Source organism: Rhodococcus sp. 05-339-2 (assembly GCF_002258965.1).
Classification (GTDB): domain Bacteria; phylum Actinomycetota; class Actinomycetes; order Mycobacteriales; family Mycobacteriaceae; genus Rhodococcoides.
Genome location: NZ_NOYW01000011.1, coordinates 1 through 16115, shown reverse-complemented (window position 1 = coordinate 16115; position 16115 = coordinate 1). Strand labels below are relative to the sequence as shown.

Genomic DNA, 16115 nt, shown 5'->3' with positions numbered 1-16115 from the left:
CCTATTGCTGCGTGGTCGATTTCAGATCGGTCAACGGAGCGAGCAGTGTTCCGATGTCGGTCAGGTCCCCGAGCCGATCGCATCGACCGGCCAATTCTTTCAGTTCGACGTCGGAGAGGAACGGCCCGGCATTGCTGGTGAACTTGGTCGAGACCTCACCGAACGACAGCGGCCGTTCGGGTCCTCCGCGCGTGGTCAACACCTCTTCGACCACGACCGTTCCGTCGGTCAGTGTTGCGGTCAGCACCGCCGGGAACTGATGGGGGAAAACGGCATCACACCGGGCATCCGGCACCACGTCGACCTTGGCCATCAGCGCACGTCGATCCGCCGACTTCGCCAACTCGTCCGTGTAGTCCTCGAGCGCGGCACCGAGTCCTCCCCCGCCCAGCAGCCCGACCACAACCGCGTAGGGGCCGCTGAACTGAGCCATGTATCCGGTCTCGGGCGTGCGCTTGACGTCGATGGGTTCGCCGATCGTCCGCAGGTTCGCCGCAGGTACCCCCAGCTCCAGCTTCTCGATCTGCTCCGGACCGATTCCACGCGCGCGAAGGGCTCCTCCCGCGTCGATCGCAGCATGGGTGAAGTGATTGGCCGGGTACGGCTTGAAGAAGATTCCCGGAACAGCCCACTCGGAGCCGAGGCCGTTCAGGATTTCGTCGGCTCGGCCCGGTTCGTGCAACCAGGCCTGGAAGAAGCCGAACCGTCCTTCCAGGACGGTCGGCGGTCCCGTGATCCCGTGTCGCGCAAGCCCGGCTGCAGACAGAGCGGAGTGCGCTGCCCATCCGCAGTGCATACGCTTGACCGTACCGCCGGTGCGGTTGGCCTCGATGATGCCCGACGCCATCGAGGCCGCGATACCCATCGTGTCCACGATCTGTTCCTCGGATGCACCACCGATGACGGCTGCAGCCACGGCGCTGCCCATGGCACCGCAGATCGAGGTGGCGTGTTGACCGTGCTCGAAGAACACCGAATTCTTGGTCTCCGGATCGAACCCCGCCATCCCGATTCGCACGCACACTTCCAGCCCGATCGCGATGCCACGCACGAGTTCTCGGCCGTCTGCTCCGTGCTCTTGAGCGGCCGCGAGTGCCGCAGGCACCACGCTGGCACTCGGGTGCAGGATCGACGGGAGATGGGTGTCGTCGAAATCGAGCGAGTGCGCGAGCACGCCGTTGACGAAGGCGGCCATGGCAGGCGGGAGTGCAACATCGAGTCCGACGGCGGACGCCGTTGCCGACCCACCTTGTTCTCGTGCCCACGCGGTCGCGGCCCGACTGGTATCGAGGTCGGTGGCAGCCACTGCAATTCCGAGTGTGTCCAGTACTCGCATCCCCACCGAGGCGACGACTGCTTCGGGGAGATCGTTATAGCGGGTGGTCGCGGCGAAATGCGCTATGTGCTGCGCGAGTGTGCGTTCGGTCATGCGGACCTCACCGCCAACGGCCGGACCGGCGAACCCGTTGCGCCGAAGATGTTCAGCGGCACGAGGAGGAACGTGAACTCGAAGAGTTCCTGCTGCGAGAGCTCTTCGAGGTCGAGCGCCTCGATGATGTAAATTCCGCTCTCCACCAGGAGAACTCGATGCGCAGGTAGCAGACCGTGGCCACTGCCGGGAGCGAGCCGCTCGAACGCGATCGTGTCGGCACCTGCAGCGTGTACGCCTCTGTCCGCCAGCCACTGCGCGCCTGCTTCTCCGACTCCGGGAACACCGGACGGTCCGCCGACGTAGGGCAGCCCTTCGGCGAACAACTGCCCCCAGCCGCTGCGAATCAAGACGACATCGCCGGCCACGATCTCGACACCCTCTGCTGCACATGCCGATTCGAGATCGTCGACGGTGATCTCGTATCCACCCTCGCAGCGGACGACACCGAGGAGCCTCGGAATGTCCAGCAGCACACCGCGGCGGATCATGGGCTCGATGGTGTGTACTCCGTGTTCGACGTATTTCCCACCGAGGCAGGACTGACCTGCGTCGGCCCCGCCGTGCAGTTTCCCGTCCTGGCTGACGTGAGCAAGAGCGTCGATATGGGTACCCACATGCGTTCCGGTGGTGATCATGTCGTTCGCGGCACTGCCGCCATCCGCTCGGGTCATGTCACCGTGCCTGCGCGGCAACGTGTGCCAGAACTGCGGATGATTGGGTGACTGCGGCATGCCGACCCTCAGTTGCCTACCGAGATCGACTGCGTGCACGCCCCCCTGGACGGCACGAAGAAGTTGATCGGACATTGCTTCATCTCCTCGTTCGACGCTGAGCAGTCACCTCACACCAGCGTAATGTCGTTTCGCTAGCCGGAACGCTTTGAGGCTTCCGAGAAGTGCACCGGCGGCAGGATGAGCGTAGCAGTCCTCCGCCTACCCGTCTCGATCATTGACTCTTCGATTTGCAGCCTTCTACAGTCCACGAATGAATGGCTCCAATTCGTTTCGCTCAACGGAACATATTGCCGCGGTAGGCCGCCTGGCTGCCGTGATGGTCGATCTCAGGGGCGCACCGTTGCCCGCACCGCTGAACGACCGGGCCCGGTTGGTCCTGTTCGATCTGCTGGGTGTCACGCTCGCCGGTGCCCGCTCCGCCGAGATGGTCGAATTGCGAAGGAACTGGACTGCAGAAACTGGATCGACGCACCCGATCGGCGGGAGCGTAGGCACTACGGTCGACACTGCGTCCGAGCTCGACGCGATCGCATCGTGTTGCCTCGAACTGGACGAGGGCAACAAGTACGCCGCCGGTCATCCTGCTGCGCACGTGCTCCCCGCGGCCATCGCTGCCACCAGACTGGCACCGACGCCGATTTCGGGTTCGACCTTTCTGACGGCCATCGTGGCGGGATACGAAGTCGCCGCTCGATTCGGCTGGGCACTGAGCCGCAACAGCTCCTGGCACACCCATGGCCACTGGGGTGCCACCGGTGCAGCCACGGCGGCGGCATTCATCCACGGTGCCGGAGCCAGCGAGGTTGCCGCGGCGATCGACTCTTCGTCGGCTCTGGTGCAGGTGGCACCGTGGGCAGTGGTCCTCGACGGAAACTTCTCCCGCAACCTGTGGATCGGCGGTGCAGCGCGGGCAGGCTTGAACGCGGCCAGGCTGGCCCGATCGGGGGTGGTGCACAACTCGGGTGCCATCGAGCACACCTTGGGTGCGATCGTCGGGACCTTGAACATCGCCCGACTGACCGAGGACCTCGGCGATCGATGGCTCACGCTCGAGGGCTACACGAAGCAGCACGCGAGCTGCTCGTACACGCACGCCGCCGTCGACGCCGTGCAGAGCCTGCGCTCGAATGCCGAATGGTTCGCAGACGACATCGAACGTGTGCGGGTGCGCACGCATTCGTTGGCAGAACCACTGTTTCGCCGACATCCTTCCAGCAGGCTGGGCGCTATGTTCTCGCTGCCGTTCGTCGTGTCCGCCGCATTCGTGTCCGACGCGATAGACGTCGAATCGCTCGATCCCCGAAGTGCGACTTTCGCGTCGGCCGAGTTGTTCAGCGCTCGAGTCGACGTCGCGTCGTCCCCCGAACTGGATGCTCTACTGCCCGAGCGTCGAGCCGCCGAGGTGACGATCGAATTCGAGGACGGAAGTTCGGTCTCCGCGACCACCCCTAATCCGGTCGGCGACATCGACCATTTTCCGATGGACTACGCCGCGCTGCGAGCCAAGATCTCTCGCTTGGTCGGCGAATCCGATACCACCGTTCTCGAACACATCGTCGATGCCCTCGGTGCGACGGAGGACGTGGCGGCACTGTTGCTCCAGCTGCCCAGGCACTAGCGTCGCCCGATACGCATGTCCTCGATCAATTCGTCCGCGGCGCAGGACAGTTTCTGCCGTAGCGAATCCGGCACGGTGACCGTCACCTGAATCAGATACTGATCGACGATGTGGTGGACCACGACGTAGCGGGTCCGGGCGAAGAGCAACCGGCCGTCGCAGTCGTAGCGACCTGCGATCGAGACTGCCGGTAGAGCACGGAACGGGTCTCGGTCGTGACCGATCTCGACCCATCCGGGCAGCGCCCGGGAGTCACCGAAGCCGCAGTCCAGCAACGATTCCGGATGAACCGATCGACTGAGCTTGCCGACCAGGACCACCACGTTCGGAACGAATCCGTCGATTGTGTTGGCCGGCGACCACAGCACCGCGGTGGCGTGCGGGAACAGGTGCTCGGCAACGACCTCCCAGTCTGGTTGCGTCGAGAGCTCGAGCCCGAACCGGTCGCACTCGTCGCGGTGCACCGGCACCAGTTCGACACCCTCCTGCTGGAGAAAGGTTTGTATCGTCCTTTCTGCAACCGTCACTGGACAGCATTCCTTCCAGCGGAGATCGACGCGGCGCGGTCGGCTCGGATGCGCTCGCGCAGACTGGGTGGACGCAGCAATTCACGCGCGTCGTCGTGGCCCAGTTGCGCACGAGCCCAGGGATTGTCGCGACACCATTGCAACAGGGCATACAACGAGTTGGGCTCCACTTTCTTCTCGCACACCATCAGCGTCAGTTCCTGATCCGATTCGCTGTCGGCTGCACGGTACGCGACTCGGATAGTGGGGTACCAGTGCGGATGTGACAGGGCCGGATTCGGATGCGTCTGCGGTTGCAGCTCGACGATCCCGTCCCACGGCACGACCGTGACGGCTGTGGTGACCTTCCACCCGCGGCGACGATGGATCTCTTCCACAATGCCATCGGGATGCAGTGAAATTCTGGTCCGGTTGACGATCAACACACTGAGGGCGAAGAACAGCAGCAATATCGGAGCGCCGAAGTGCGACATGACTACGATCTTCAGCTGGTGACGCGCAGCACCTACGGGTTCGTCTGCTCCCCATTGGACGTAAGACACGCCGGCCACCAACGCGAATGCAAGTATTCCGCCGCGATACAACACATTTCCCCGCCCCGGCACTGCCACGCCTCGGCCGACTCCGGCGACGTTCACCGGTCGCACGAAACGTGAAAGCCGGGCAGATCCGATGCCGGACAACAATACTGCGAGGGAGAGCGGCAAGAGCATCAGCAATGTCAGCCACGACATGAAGAGGAGTGTGTCCGCGTCGATTGTTCTCAGCAGCCCGGAAGTCACGATTGTCGCCGCAAGGACGGCAGACAGAACGCCGAGAGCTACGAGCCACCCCAGGTGAACACTGCGCCACGTTCTCACCCACAGTGGATACTTCTGTCCTACCACGCTATTGATCAGCACGTCCTTACGCTGTGGCGTCCGACCGTCCCTGTATTCGCTCATTTTCCCGCCGCCTCGAGCAGCTTGTCTACTCCATAGCTGACGAGTCCACCCAGTGCGATTCCGGCAGCAGCGCCGACCACGGTCCCAGGTCCCGGAACGACGGAACCCGCCATGCCACCCAGGACACCGAACGCCCAGGTCGTAACTGCTCCCGCGGCAATCGGTGTGGCCTCGACGATGACGGCTTCGGTCGGGTCCATGCCGTCGTCGATTTTGTCGGCGATTCCGGGGATCGCTCCGGCCACGGAACCGAACACTCCCAGACCGCGTCCGATGTTCTTGGCAACATCGTCGACGGAATCGACACCGGGCAATTCGAGCACCCTTCTCGTCACGTCGCTCATACCCGAGATCACCGACGAGGCCACGGTGCTGGGCCAGTCCGGCATCCAGGAGAACGATCCGTCCGGATTCTCCACGACGTTCCCGGTCGCGCTGCCGAGCGCGAGCTCGGTCAAGTGCTTCGTGGGTTCGGCCAACTGCTGCGCAGCGTCGATCGCAGCGCGCTCGGCCTGCGACAGCGCCCCCTGGATGTCTCGTGTCAATTGTGCTGCAGCAGAGCGTAGTTCGTCGGCCTGGCGCGCCTTCTCCTCGCCCAGACCGTCGGGAATCAGCGCGATCATTCCCTCGGGATCCACCACACCGTCGGCTCGTACGGCGAACCCGCTGGCCGTCGCCGCGGACACCTGCGCCTGCAGGTGCGCCTTTGCGGCTTCCACGATTCCGGCCGCGCTCTCGAATGCCTTTCCGAGCGAATCGATCTCACTGCACACCGAGCCCATCCGGGAGCACTCGGCCACCACGCGTTCGGCTGCGGCGTCGGCTGCTTCGCCGGTCCAGGTCTCGGCCAACGCGTCCTGCTCCTCGAGCACTCCGGTGCGCTGGCCGTTGACGCGCTCGACGATCTCCGACAGTTCGATCATCGTCTTGCGCATGGACTCCGGCTCCCACCCCGCGACGTGCGGGATTGTCGGGGTCATTTCGGCCGGTCCATCGCATCGAGCCGGCGGGCGAGTTCGTCGTCGGCGATCTCGTAGTTCTGCGCGACGCCGCGGGCGATGTCTGCGACGCATTCCGCGCGCCCGGCCAGAGCTGCAACAGCTCCGGCCGCTGCAGCCGCCGCCGCCGCGCAAGCTGCGTGGAAGTCGCTACCCTGCAACGCATTCTCCGATTCACGGAACGGAGCAAGAGCATCCAACTCACGGATCACCCCGCCGGTCGCCGACAACATATTCGAGAACTGCCGCAGGATCACTGGATCCACATTCACTGTCATGACGCTCCCCCGAGTCGCACCGTATCGACGCCCGGTGTTTCGGCGTCATGGGGTTTGACGCCTGTGGGCTCGGATCGGTTCCGTCCGGTCCGATTCCGGGGTCGTGAATGCGGCGGGTACCGTTGGCCCGGCTAACGATATAGGGGGTGCTCGCCATGAACGGCCGTCGACTGTCGTTCGCTGCCGCGGCCGGACTCGCGGCCGCGATGGGTGTCGGACGATTCGTGTTCACGCCGCTGCTGCCGATCATGGTCGATGCATCGGAGGTCACGCCGAGCAGCGGTGCCGTCATCGCGACCGCGAACTACGCCGGCTACCTCGTCGGCGCAATCGTGTTGTCCGTGCGCCCGTCGATCAACACGACGACATCGTTCCGTCTGTGGACAGTGATACTCGTCGCCAGCGAGTTGGCCATGGCCGCTGCCCATTCCACCGCCGCGTTCTCCGCACTGAGGTTCCTGGCGGGCCTGGCGAGCGCAGCGGTTTTCATCGCGTGCGCGAGCACCGTCACGAAGCATCGCGCCGACGGCGCTTCCCCGGGTATCGCGTTCGGCGGCGTCGGCGCAGGCATCGCGGCGTCGGGAATTCTGACCCTGCTCGTCGGACCGCACCTGTCATGGGAGGCGCTGTGGGTGTGCTCGGCGCTCCTGACAACGGTCCTCATCGCCCCGGCGTGGACGCTACGGGTGCATCCCGAGCCCGCAGCGCGGGCTGAACCCGGCGACATCGACCGCAGGACCCGGACCGTCTGGCGGACGTTGCTGTTCGCGTACTTCCTCGAAGGTCTCGGCTACATTATCGTCGGTACGTTCCTCGTGGCGGCGGTCGGTGGCCACGGCAGCACATCGGTGGGTCCGGTGGTGTGGATCGTCGTCGGATTCGCCGCGGTACCGGCGACTGTGTTGTGGCAGGCAGTCGCCCGCCGAAGCAGCACGCGCAACGCCCTGGTGGCAGCGTTCGCGTTGCAATCGATCGCAGCGGTACTCCCCGCCCTGACCGGAAACACCGTTGCTGCCGTGTTCTCGGCTCTGCTGTTCGGCGGAACGTTCATGGGCATCACGATGCTGACGATGAGCACCGCACAGACACTGCCCATCGGACGTACTGCGGCAACACTGACCGCGTTCTACGGCGTCGGACAGGTTCTCGGCCCGCTGATCGTCGCACCTGCGATCGGCGACTCCTATTCGATCGCCTTCGCAGTCGCAACCGGCGTGCTGATCCTCGGGACCGCCGGGGCCGTACGGGTGTCCGGACTGACCGCATCGCGATGAGTACGGCTCGCTCGGCTCAGTGCTGTGGGTCGTAGCCCGGAACTTGCGCCAGAGTCTCGAACGTTCGCTGCGCACCGACGTGGACGTCATCGAGCCGGTTCCGAGTGCCGTTGCGATGGTCGTCGACAGAATCTCGAACGCGGTACGCAGCTAGATCTCCACCATCGCCCGGGCTGCGTTCACTCGAAGCTCGTCGGTAGGCGGATAACCGCCGTCATCTATGGGTGTTGCCTGAAATATCCCGACGTGACGGAGATCGCCACAGCATCTACCAGCACTTTTCGCTTGACGGCTCCCGTGTGCGCTCCCAGGATGTTTGGTAGGCCCTCTGCACAGGGAAGCCGTCGACGAGACGCGGCCGAAGAACATCGGAGAACATCGCGTCGCATGGTTGAGGAGAATCAATGCCCACCACAGTGGCCGATCAGCTCGTTCGAGGACTCGTCGACGCCGGCGTACAACGCATCTACGGCATCGTCGGCGACAGTCTCAATCCGGTGGTCGACGCAGTGCGTCGCACCGGAGGATCGGCCAAGGGCGGCATCGACTGGATTCACGTACGCCACGAGGAAGCCGCGGCGTTCGCTGCGTCGGCCGATGCGCAGACCACCGGCACACTCGCCGTCTGCGCTGGTTCGTGCGGACCGGGAAACCTACATCTGATCAACGGCCTGTACGACGCACATCGTTCGGGCGCACCGGTTCTGGCGATCGCGTCGCACATTCCCAGCAGCGAAATCGGATCGGGCTACTTCCAGGAGACGCACCCCGACCGTCTCTTCGGCGAATGCTCGCTCTACAACGAGTTCGTCTCCAATGCCGAGCAGGCACCCCGGGTGTTCCGTGCGGCGATCAACGCTGCTGTCACCGGCGGCGGAGTGTCGGTTCTGACGATTCCCGGCGACATCGCCGAGTTGTCGGCCGCAGGCACAATGGACCCGATCGCCATCCCCTCGACACCGGTCGTCACACCACCCGCGGCGGACATCCAGAAGCTGGCCGACGCCATCAACGACGCCGAGAAGGTGGCAATCTTCGCCGGCTACGGGGTCAAGGGCGCTCACGACGAGGTGGTCGCGTTCGCCGACACCATCGGCGCTCCCATCGGACATTCGTTGCGTGGCAAGGAGTTCATTCAGTACGACAATCCGTACGACGTCGGCATGACGGGATTGCTGGGCTACGGAGCTGCGCACGCCGGGATCCACGACGCAGACCTACTCATCCTGCTCGGCACCGACTTTCCGTATCAGCAGTTCCTCCCCGAAGACGTCACCACCGCGCAGATCGACATCGACCCCACGAAGCTGGGACGTCGGACCTCGGTCCGGTACCCGATTCACGGTGATGTTCGGGCGACCCTGAATGCGTTGCAGCCGTTGGTCACTCGTAAGGCCGATCGCCGCTATGTCGAGAAGTGGGTGGACAAGCACAACGACCTGATGGGCAAGACCGTCGGTGCGTACACCCGCAACGCCGAGAAGCTCGTGCCCATCCACCCCGAGTACGCCGCGTCGGTACTCGACGACCTCGCCGCCGACGACGCCGTGTTCACCACCGACACCGGCATGTGCAACGTGTGGACCGCGCGCTACATCAACCCCACGGGTAGAAGGGCGTTCGTTGCGTCGATGCTGCACGGGTCGATGGCCAATGCCCTGCCGCACGCCATCGGTGCGCAGTTCGCCAATCCGGGCCGCCAGGTCGTGTCGATTTCGGGCGACGGCGGCTTCTCGATGCTGCTCTCCGAACTCTTGACCGTCGCGATGTACAAGCTGCCGGTCAAGATCGTGCTGTTCGACAACTCGACACTGGGCATGGTCAAAGCCGAGATGCTCGTCGACGGTCTGCCCGACTTCGGGGTCGACGTCCCGCAGGTCGACTACACCGGCATCGCAGCGGCTGCGGGTATCCATGCACAACGCGTCGAGAAGCCCGAGGACATTCGCGGCGCACTCGAGACCGCGTTCGCCGTCGACGGCCCGGCACTGGTACAGCTGATCACCGATCCGCTCGCGCTCTCGGTCCCGCCGACCATCACCGGCGAGCAGATCAAGGGATTCGCACTCGCGATGAGCAAGGTCGTGCTCAACGGCGGTGTCGGCGAGGCCGTTCGGATGGCCAAGTCGAATCTGCGTAACGTGCCGCGCCCGTAGATCGCCATCGCGAGGGAACCCGAGGTCGGTGCGGGCACCGAGCTCGTCGGGCGTGCGGTTATTGTCGACACACCGCCCAAACCGGACATCGCGATCCGGCACCTCCCCGCCCGGAAGGCTCCACCATGGCCATCGACTACACCCGCAAGCCCTCTACGGGGCAGAACCCCGCGCAGCAAGCCGGAGCACCCGTCAGTCTGAGCAAAGTCACGCTGTCCAAGGCATCGCCGACCATCAGCCTCACCAAGTCCGGCGAAAAGCAGGGCTCCATGCGGGTGAACCTCAATTGGTCGTCCGGGGCACCCGCAGCGCAGCCGAAGAAGAAGGGCTTCCTGGCCAAGCTGGCTGCCGCGTCCTACGGCTCCGGCGGTGTGGATCTCGACCTCGGGTGCCTCTACGAACTACGCGACGGCTCCAAGGGCGTGGTCCAAGCGCTCGGCAACAGCTTCGGTTCGCTGCAGGATGCCCCGTTCATCGCGCTCGACGGCGACGACCGCTCCGGCTCGGTCAGCGGCGGCGAGAACATGCACATCAATCTTGCCCACCCCGAGAAGTTCGCCCGCATCCTGATCTTCGCGATGATCTACGACGGCGCACCGAACTGGGCCGCAGTCGACGGAGTGGTGACGCTGTACCCGACCAGCGGACCACAGGTCGAGGTACGCCTCGACTCGGCCGAGAACTCTGCGCGCATCTGCTCGATCGCATTGTTGGAGAACACGTCTGCCGGTATCACGGTCACCCGCGAAGTCGAGTACATACAGGGCAGCCAAGCCGACCTCGACAAGAAGTACGGTTGGGGACTGCGCTGGGCGGCGGGCCGCAAGTAGTCAGAGAGGTTGCGGCGGAGTCATTTCCAGCCGGACGCCGATCAGTCGAACCTCTCTCGTATGGTCGAGGCGGTCGACGAGCGCCACCGCGGCCGAGGTCAGGATCTCCGGATCGAAGGTGGGCGCTCCGATGATAGGTGCACTGACGGTATGGGTCTCGAACGGCGCGTAGCGGATCTTCAATGCCGCTCGCACGGCCGGCCGGTTCTCGGCTTCGATGTCTGCCAGCACCTTCGACGTCAACGCGGCGACCTCGTCTCGGATGATCGCCCAATCGGCGACGTTGGTCTGGAACGTGACCTCACGGCTGTGTGACCGTGCGACCCACGGCTCGGACGTCACCGGTGCGAGGTCGATACCTCGCCCTTTGGTACCGAGCCACGGACCGATCTTCGGTCCGAACGCTGCGGCGAGGTCCGCGTCCTCGGCATCGGCCAGTTCTCGGACTGTCGAGATGCCGAGGGCGGTCAGCCTCTTCGAGATCTTCTTGCCGATCCCCCACAACGCATCGGTACCGCGATCGCCCATCACCTCGAACCAGTTGTCCTGCGTAAGCCGGTAGATGCCCTGAGGCTTGTCGAAATCGGTGGCGATCTTGGCTCGTAACTTGTTGTCCCCGATGCCGACCGAGCAATGCAGCCCCGTCGCGTCGAACACCGCGTCGTGGACGGTCTTTGCCACGCCCTCGGGGTCGTCGGTCTCCACACCGAGAAACGCCTCGTCCCATCCGATCACCTCGACCACGAATCCCAACGACCGCAGAGTGTCCATCACCAGTGCCGAGGCCTCGTCGTACGCCGGCTTGTCCACGGGGAGGAAGACTGCGTCCGGGATCTTCTTCGCGGCGACGCGTAGTGGCATTCCGGATCCGACGCCCTTCGCACGCGCCTCGTACGAGGCCGTCGACACCACCCCACGCTCGGTCGGGTCTCCTCTACCGCCGACCACGACGGCTTTACCCGCCAGGTCCGGGTTGCGGAGCACTTCGACGGCAGCGATGAACTGATCGAGGTCGACGTGCAGTACCCATCGGCGCCGCGCTGGGTCGGTCGGTGTACTCCCGGTCATAGTGCTCAGTGTGCCCGTGGTGTCTCATGACGCCATGACGAAATCGATTTCTCGCACCATCGGACGAGTAGTACTGGGAGCGTTCCTCGTCTTCGCCGGACTCAGTCATCTCTTCTGGGCGAGGAGCACCTTCGCCGCCCAGGTGCCGACCTGGGTTCCGATCAGTACCGACTTCGTCGTGCTGGCGTCGGGTGTCGTCGAGATCGCGCTCGGCCTGGCGCTGCTGTTCTGGACCGCTCGCACACCGGTCATCGGTTGGGTGGTCGCGGCGTTCTTCGTCGCGGTCTTTCCCGGCAACATTTCGCAGTTCGTCACGCACACCGACGCGTTCGGCCTCGACTCAGATACGGCCCGAGGGATCCGTTTGCTGTTCCAGCCACTGCTGATCGTATGGGCCTTGTGGTGCACCGGCGCATGGGCGCAGTTTCGCGCATCACGTCAGGGACACAGTAGAAATCAGTAGGCAGACTGCCGACCGGCCGGAACGATGCCGTGGTGCAACTGCGCCACGTCGGGGTGTGCTCGCGTACGGGACTTCCACGCGTTTTCGCCGTAGGTGCTGTAGATGGGGTTGGCAGGATCGTCCTCGACTCCTCGTGACTGCCGCGCCAATTCGGGCGGCAGTTCGATCACCGGGACGACGGCATCGAGGGCCGGGCTCAGAAAGTGTGGCACCGATATCCGGTCGGTGTCGGGTCCCGGCGCGACCACCCGATGACGCGTCGCACGTAGATAGCCGCCGGTCGCAACCTCCAACAACTCGCCGATGTTGACGATGAACGCGCCGTCCAGCGGCGGTACGTCGATCCACGTATCGGCGGTCGTCTCCACTTGCAGACCGGCCGAGTCCGGTTCGACGAGCAGCAACGTCAACACCCCGGAGTCCTTGTGCGCTCCGACGCCCTGCGAGTGATCAGCAGTGCCCGGGTAACGCACGACTTTCATCAGCGTCGCGGGCGCAGTGGCAAAAGCGTCGTCGAACACGTTCTCGGGCGCACCCAATGACTGCGCCCAGTGCCGGAGCAACCGGAGCCCGAGACCCGACACGGACTGCTCCCACTGCTCGAACGTCTCTCGGAACCCGGCCGGCTGCGACGGCCACAGGTTGGGGCCCTGCAGGTTCCAGTAGCCTTCGGCTCCCTCGATCGCCGGGCGTTCGGGACCTATGTCGATCTGCTCTCGCCAATCCACCCGGCCGTTGGTCAGCTCGCCACCCACCCGGGAGTAGCCGCGGAAATGCGGGCTCTTCAGCTGACTGATTTCGTCCTTCACATCGTCCGGCACGGCGAAGAACTCTCGCGCGAGGCGCAGTACCTCGTGCATTCGTTCGATCTCGATCCCGTGTCCGACGAGATAGAAGAAGCCGGACCCGTGAGCTGCTTCGCGCAGCGACAACTGGAACGCGCGGGGGTCGTGGTCGGCCAGACCTAGATCGAGAACGGGAAGCATGTTCGTGATTGTCCTCCTCCCTCGACGCGTCGGCCAGCAGTGTTCAGGTTCGGTAAAACCGCCCGACCCGGATGCAACACTGAGTGTCATGAGCCCCGAAGCACTCGACATCACCGTCGTCGGTCACGGCGCAGCCACCTACCCACCCGAACAGTGCACACTCGCGCTGACCGTCCGCACCGACGGTCGCACTGCAGAGTCCGCATCCGAGCCTGCTCAGCAACTCGTCCGGGAGCTCACCAGACTGGTCGAGCCGCTCTACAACAGTGACGGGGGACCCATCGATCGATGGTCGGTGGACCAGGTGCGCCACTCGCGCCACCGCCCGTTCAACCACGACGGAGAGCAACTGCCGTACGTCTATCAAGCCGAGGCGTCAGTGGAAGTGCAGTTCAGCCAGCTCGATCTGGTGGACGCGTTCGTCTACGCAGCCTCGGCACTCGAGGGAGTGTCGATCGACCACTTCGATTGGGACCTCACCGAATCCAGCAGAACCGCTCACACCTTGGCGGTCCGGGAACTCGCTGTGCGCGACGCCGTCTCGAAGGCCGAGGCCTACGCGTCGAGCCTGGGACGATCGGGCGTGCACGCTGTCGCGGTGGCCGATCCCGGTCTGCTTCCAGGGTTCGCGGAGAGCGGTGGACCGGAATCCTCGGCACGTATGTTCGCCGCGAAATCAGCGCCTGCCGGATTTGCACTCAAGCCGGAGAAAATCACCATCTCGGCGAGCGTGCACGCCCGATTCACCGCCTCCTGACGCCTCGCGCCTAGGCTCGAATCATGAACCGAGACGATGCCCGACGCCTCTGGCCGCGGCCACCGCTACTGCCTCGTCCGATCGTGATGGATCAGCGATGGGAACGGCTGGTCTTTCTACACTGGCGGGTTCCGAGTTCCGACGTCGCCCCGCTGTTGCCCCGAGGGTGCGTACCCGACGAATACGACGGCTCGTCGTGGGTTGGGCTGATCGGCTTCCACATGGTCGGTGCCGGCCTCGGTTACCGTCACCCCGTCCCGTACTTCGGCACCTTCGGTGAGATCAACGTTCGGCTGTACTCGGTCGACGCGGAGGGGCGACGCGGCGTCGTGTTCCGATCCCTGGAAGCAACCAGACTCGCAGTCGTGCTGGGCACCAACGCTGCTCGCATTCCGTACCGCTGGTCATCGATCGATATCGCCGACGACAGCACCACGATCGGCTACCGCAGCAAACGGCTCGCTCCCCCGCACCGCGGCGCAACCACCGACTTCGGCGTCGTCAGAGGATCACGCGACCTGTCCGAGGATCCGCTCGCTGTGTTCCTCACCGCGCGTTGGGGATTGCACACCTCACTGGCCGGTCGCCTGCTGTACGTCCCGAACGTGCACCGGCACTGGCCCTTGGTCGACGCAGAACTCACCCACTGCTCGGACGAGCTCGTGGCAGCGGCAGGCCTACCCGGTGTCAGTACCCGGCGACCGGACTCAATCCTGTACTCACCCGGTGTCGAGACCCAGTTCGGTAGACCCTACGTAGTGCGCGGTCGGTAGAAGATCACGTGCCCCGAGGACAGTTCGACGACCCAATCTCCTTGTGCAGCAGCGACGCTGTCGGCGAGAGAACTCGACGTCACACTTTCCCGCAACACGAGGTACCCGGCGTCGAGGGAGAGGTCGAACAACAGCTTGGTCCCATCCGAGAATTCGACGGCAGGGTCGTCGCCGGTCGAGAGCCGAACCACGGTCGCACCGATGGAAGGAAGCCTCTCGACGGTCGGGGCCACCGACGTCGGATGCTCGGGTGCGGGCCACGACTCGACAGCCCCGCCCGGTCCACACACCACTGTCGAGCCGTCCGCAGCCGTGTACTCCCAGGATTCGACCTCGTCTCGCGGACTGGCCACCACTGTCTGCCGGCCCTCGAACGTCAGACGGAGAACACCGGATTCGTCGTAGTCTGCGTCGTCGCATACGAGACCGTGCAGTGTCGCGAGCGCTCGTAGACCCTCGAACTGATTGTCCTCGTCGACAGTGAGTCCGTCGATCATCACCTCGCTGAAGGCAATGCTGGCACCGTTGTCGAATTCGATGCTCAGATCGAAATCGAGCAGGATTCTGCTGACACGCTTCTGATCGACGGCGAGTTTCATCGCCATCGACTGTGCCACACAATCCTGTGGGAGCCCACAAAGACTGGCCGGGGCACGATGCGGGGTACGGGGTACGGCCTCGGTGTCCGCAAATGCGCGCGTTCGTCAGGTGCGCGGGAAATGGTCAGTGATCGGGGTGCGATTCTGCGCGCGGATGACGAATGCGCGCGCGTTTGCCCCCTGTTGGTGTGGGCTGCTCGGGTCGGGTGAGGCTGATGCCGGCTGCGATGGTGGTCGGCATTCCGCAAATGCGCGCGCGTTCGTCAGGTGCGCGGGAAATGGTGGGTGATCGGGGTGCGATTGTGCGCGCGGATGGCGAATGCGCACGCGTTCGTCGGAGTGACGGGTAGCTGTGCGGACGGCGGCATCCGGGTTGCGGACCCGGCGGACCGCGAATGCGCGCGCGTTTGTCAGGTGCGCGGGGATTGGGGAGCGGTCGGGGTGCGATTGTGCGCGCGTATGGCGACTGCGCGCGCGTTTGCCCTGTGGGTGTGGGCTGCTCGGGTCTGGTGTGATGTGGGTGGTTTCGAAATGCAGAACACCCCCGGACCGGGTGGTCTGGGGGTGTTCTGGGAAATTGTGTTCGGCGGTGTCCTACTCTCCCACACCCTGTCGAGTGCAGTACCATCGGCGCTGGAGGGCTTAGCTTCCGGGTTCGGAATGGGACCGGGCGTTTCC

16 protein-coding genes and 1 rRNA gene are annotated in these 16115 nt (G+C 64.5%); 7 read left to right on the top strand and 10 right to left on the bottom strand.

From position 1 onward, the window contains the following. Position 1: 1 nt before the first annotated feature. Both CH273_RS09560 and CH273_RS09555 read right to left on the bottom strand, forming a co-directional pair. A complete protein-coding gene (locus tag CH273_RS09560) occupies positions 2-1429 on the bottom strand; it encodes an MmgE/PrpD family protein (RefSeq protein WP_032394944.1) in 1428 nt (475 codons plus the stop codon). After that, positions 1426-2238, bottom strand: a complete 813-nt coding sequence (locus tag CH273_RS09555; RefSeq protein WP_032394943.1) for a cyclase family protein — start codon at positions 2236-2238, stop codon at positions 1426-1428. The genes CH273_RS09560 and CH273_RS09555 overlap by 4 nt, the downstream gene beginning before the upstream one ends. 178 nt (positions 2239-2416) lie before the next feature. Here CH273_RS09555 and CH273_RS09550 point away from each other — a divergent pair, with 178 nt between their 5' ends. Then, a complete protein-coding gene (locus tag CH273_RS09550; protein ID WP_052049406.1) occupies positions 2417-3784 on the top strand; it encodes an MmgE/PrpD family protein in 1368 nt (455 codons plus the stop codon). On the opposite strand, the gene CH273_RS09545 is transcribed toward CH273_RS09550, so the two are convergent. The 4 genes from CH273_RS09545 to CH273_RS09530 form a co-directional block, all read right to left on the bottom strand. Then, positions 3781-4311: an LpqN/LpqT family lipoprotein gene (locus CH273_RS09545; RefSeq protein WP_052049405.1), complete on the bottom strand. Its 531-nt coding sequence runs from the start codon at positions 4309-4311 to the stop codon at positions 3781-3783. The genes CH273_RS09550 and CH273_RS09545 overlap by 4 nt on opposite strands. Then, positions 4308-5045: a hypothetical protein gene (locus CH273_RS09540; protein WP_143546195.1), complete on the bottom strand. Its 738-nt coding sequence runs from the start codon at positions 5043-5045 to the stop codon at positions 4308-4310. The genes CH273_RS09545 and CH273_RS09540 overlap by 4 nt, the downstream gene beginning before the upstream one ends. A 206-nt stretch (positions 5046-5251) precedes the next feature. Next, positions 5252-6235 carry a WXG100 family type VII secretion target gene (locus tag CH273_RS09535; RefSeq protein ID WP_032394941.1) on the bottom strand — a complete coding sequence of 328 codons (984 nt, stop codon included), beginning with the start codon at positions 6233-6235 and terminating at the stop codon, positions 5252-5254. Next, a complete protein-coding gene (locus tag CH273_RS09530; RefSeq protein WP_032394940.1) occupies positions 6232-6531 on the bottom strand; it encodes a type VII secretion target in 300 nt (99 codons plus the stop codon). Before CH273_RS09530 ends, CH273_RS09535 begins: the two co-directional genes overlap by 4 nt. 155 nt (positions 6532-6686) lie before the next feature. On the opposite strand from CH273_RS09530, the gene CH273_RS09525 reads away from it, so the two are divergent. The 3 genes from CH273_RS09525 (at position 6687) to CH273_RS09515 (ending at position 10791) form a co-directional block, all read left to right on the top strand. Further along, positions 6687-7805, top strand: coding sequence for a YbfB/YjiJ family MFS transporter (locus CH273_RS09525; protein WP_032394939.1), 1119 nt, complete (start codon positions 6687-6689; stop codon positions 7803-7805). Positions 7806-8209: 404 nt separating this feature from the next. Then, positions 8210-9961 carry a pyruvate dehydrogenase gene (locus CH273_RS09520; RefSeq protein ID WP_032394938.1) on the top strand — a complete coding sequence of 584 codons (1752 nt, stop codon included), beginning with the start codon at positions 8210-8212 and terminating at the stop codon, positions 9959-9961. Positions 9962-10086: 125 nt separating this feature from the next. Next, positions 10087-10791, top strand: a complete 705-nt coding sequence (locus CH273_RS09515; protein ID WP_032394937.1) for a TerD family protein — start codon at positions 10087-10089, stop codon at positions 10789-10791. On the opposite strand, the gene CH273_RS09510 is transcribed toward CH273_RS09515, so the two are convergent. Beyond that, on the bottom strand, positions 10792-11859 hold the full coding sequence (locus CH273_RS09510) for a DNA polymerase IV (protein WP_032394936.1): 1068 nt from the start codon (positions 11857-11859) through the stop codon (positions 10792-10794). A 34-nt stretch (positions 11860-11893) separates the two neighbouring features. On the opposite strand from CH273_RS09510, the gene CH273_RS09505 reads away from it, so the two are divergent. Beyond that, positions 11894-12322 carry a DoxX family protein gene (locus CH273_RS09505; protein ID WP_032395091.1) on the top strand — a complete coding sequence of 143 codons (429 nt, stop codon included), beginning with the start codon at positions 11894-11896 and terminating at the stop codon, positions 12320-12322. On the opposite strand, the gene CH273_RS09500 is transcribed toward CH273_RS09505, so the two are convergent. Then, the gene (locus CH273_RS09500; RefSeq protein ID WP_032394935.1) at positions 12316-13308 is read right to left on the bottom strand and encodes an isopenicillin N synthase family dioxygenase; all 993 of its coding nucleotides are present in this window, start codon (positions 13306-13308) and stop codon (positions 12316-12318) included. The genes CH273_RS09505 and CH273_RS09500 overlap by 7 nt on opposite strands. 88 nt (positions 13309-13396) lie before the next feature. Between CH273_RS09500 and CH273_RS09495 the strand changes: the two genes are divergently transcribed. Together CH273_RS09495 and CH273_RS09490 are read left to right on the top strand one after the other, a co-directional pair. Next, a complete protein-coding gene (locus CH273_RS09495; protein ID WP_032394934.1) occupies positions 13397-14065 on the top strand; it encodes an SIMPL domain-containing protein in 669 nt (222 codons plus the stop codon). Positions 14066-14088: 23 nt separating this feature from the next. Further along, entirely contained in the window at positions 14089-14838 is a 750-nt protein-coding gene (locus CH273_RS09490; protein WP_230596716.1) for a YqjF family protein, read from the top strand. On the opposite strand, the gene CH273_RS09485 is transcribed toward CH273_RS09490, so the two are convergent. Together CH273_RS09485 and rrf are read right to left on the bottom strand one after the other, a co-directional pair. Beyond that, complete coding sequence (locus CH273_RS09485) at positions 14817-15437, bottom strand: DUF6188 family protein (RefSeq protein ID WP_052049404.1); 621 nt, start codon at positions 15435-15437, stop codon at positions 14817-14819. The two genes, CH273_RS09490 and CH273_RS09485, sit on opposite strands and share 22 nt — an antisense overlap. Positions 15438-16018: 581 nt before the next feature. Beyond that, positions 16019-16115, bottom strand: a 5S ribosomal RNA gene (rrf, locus tag CH273_RS09480); the annotation flags it as partial.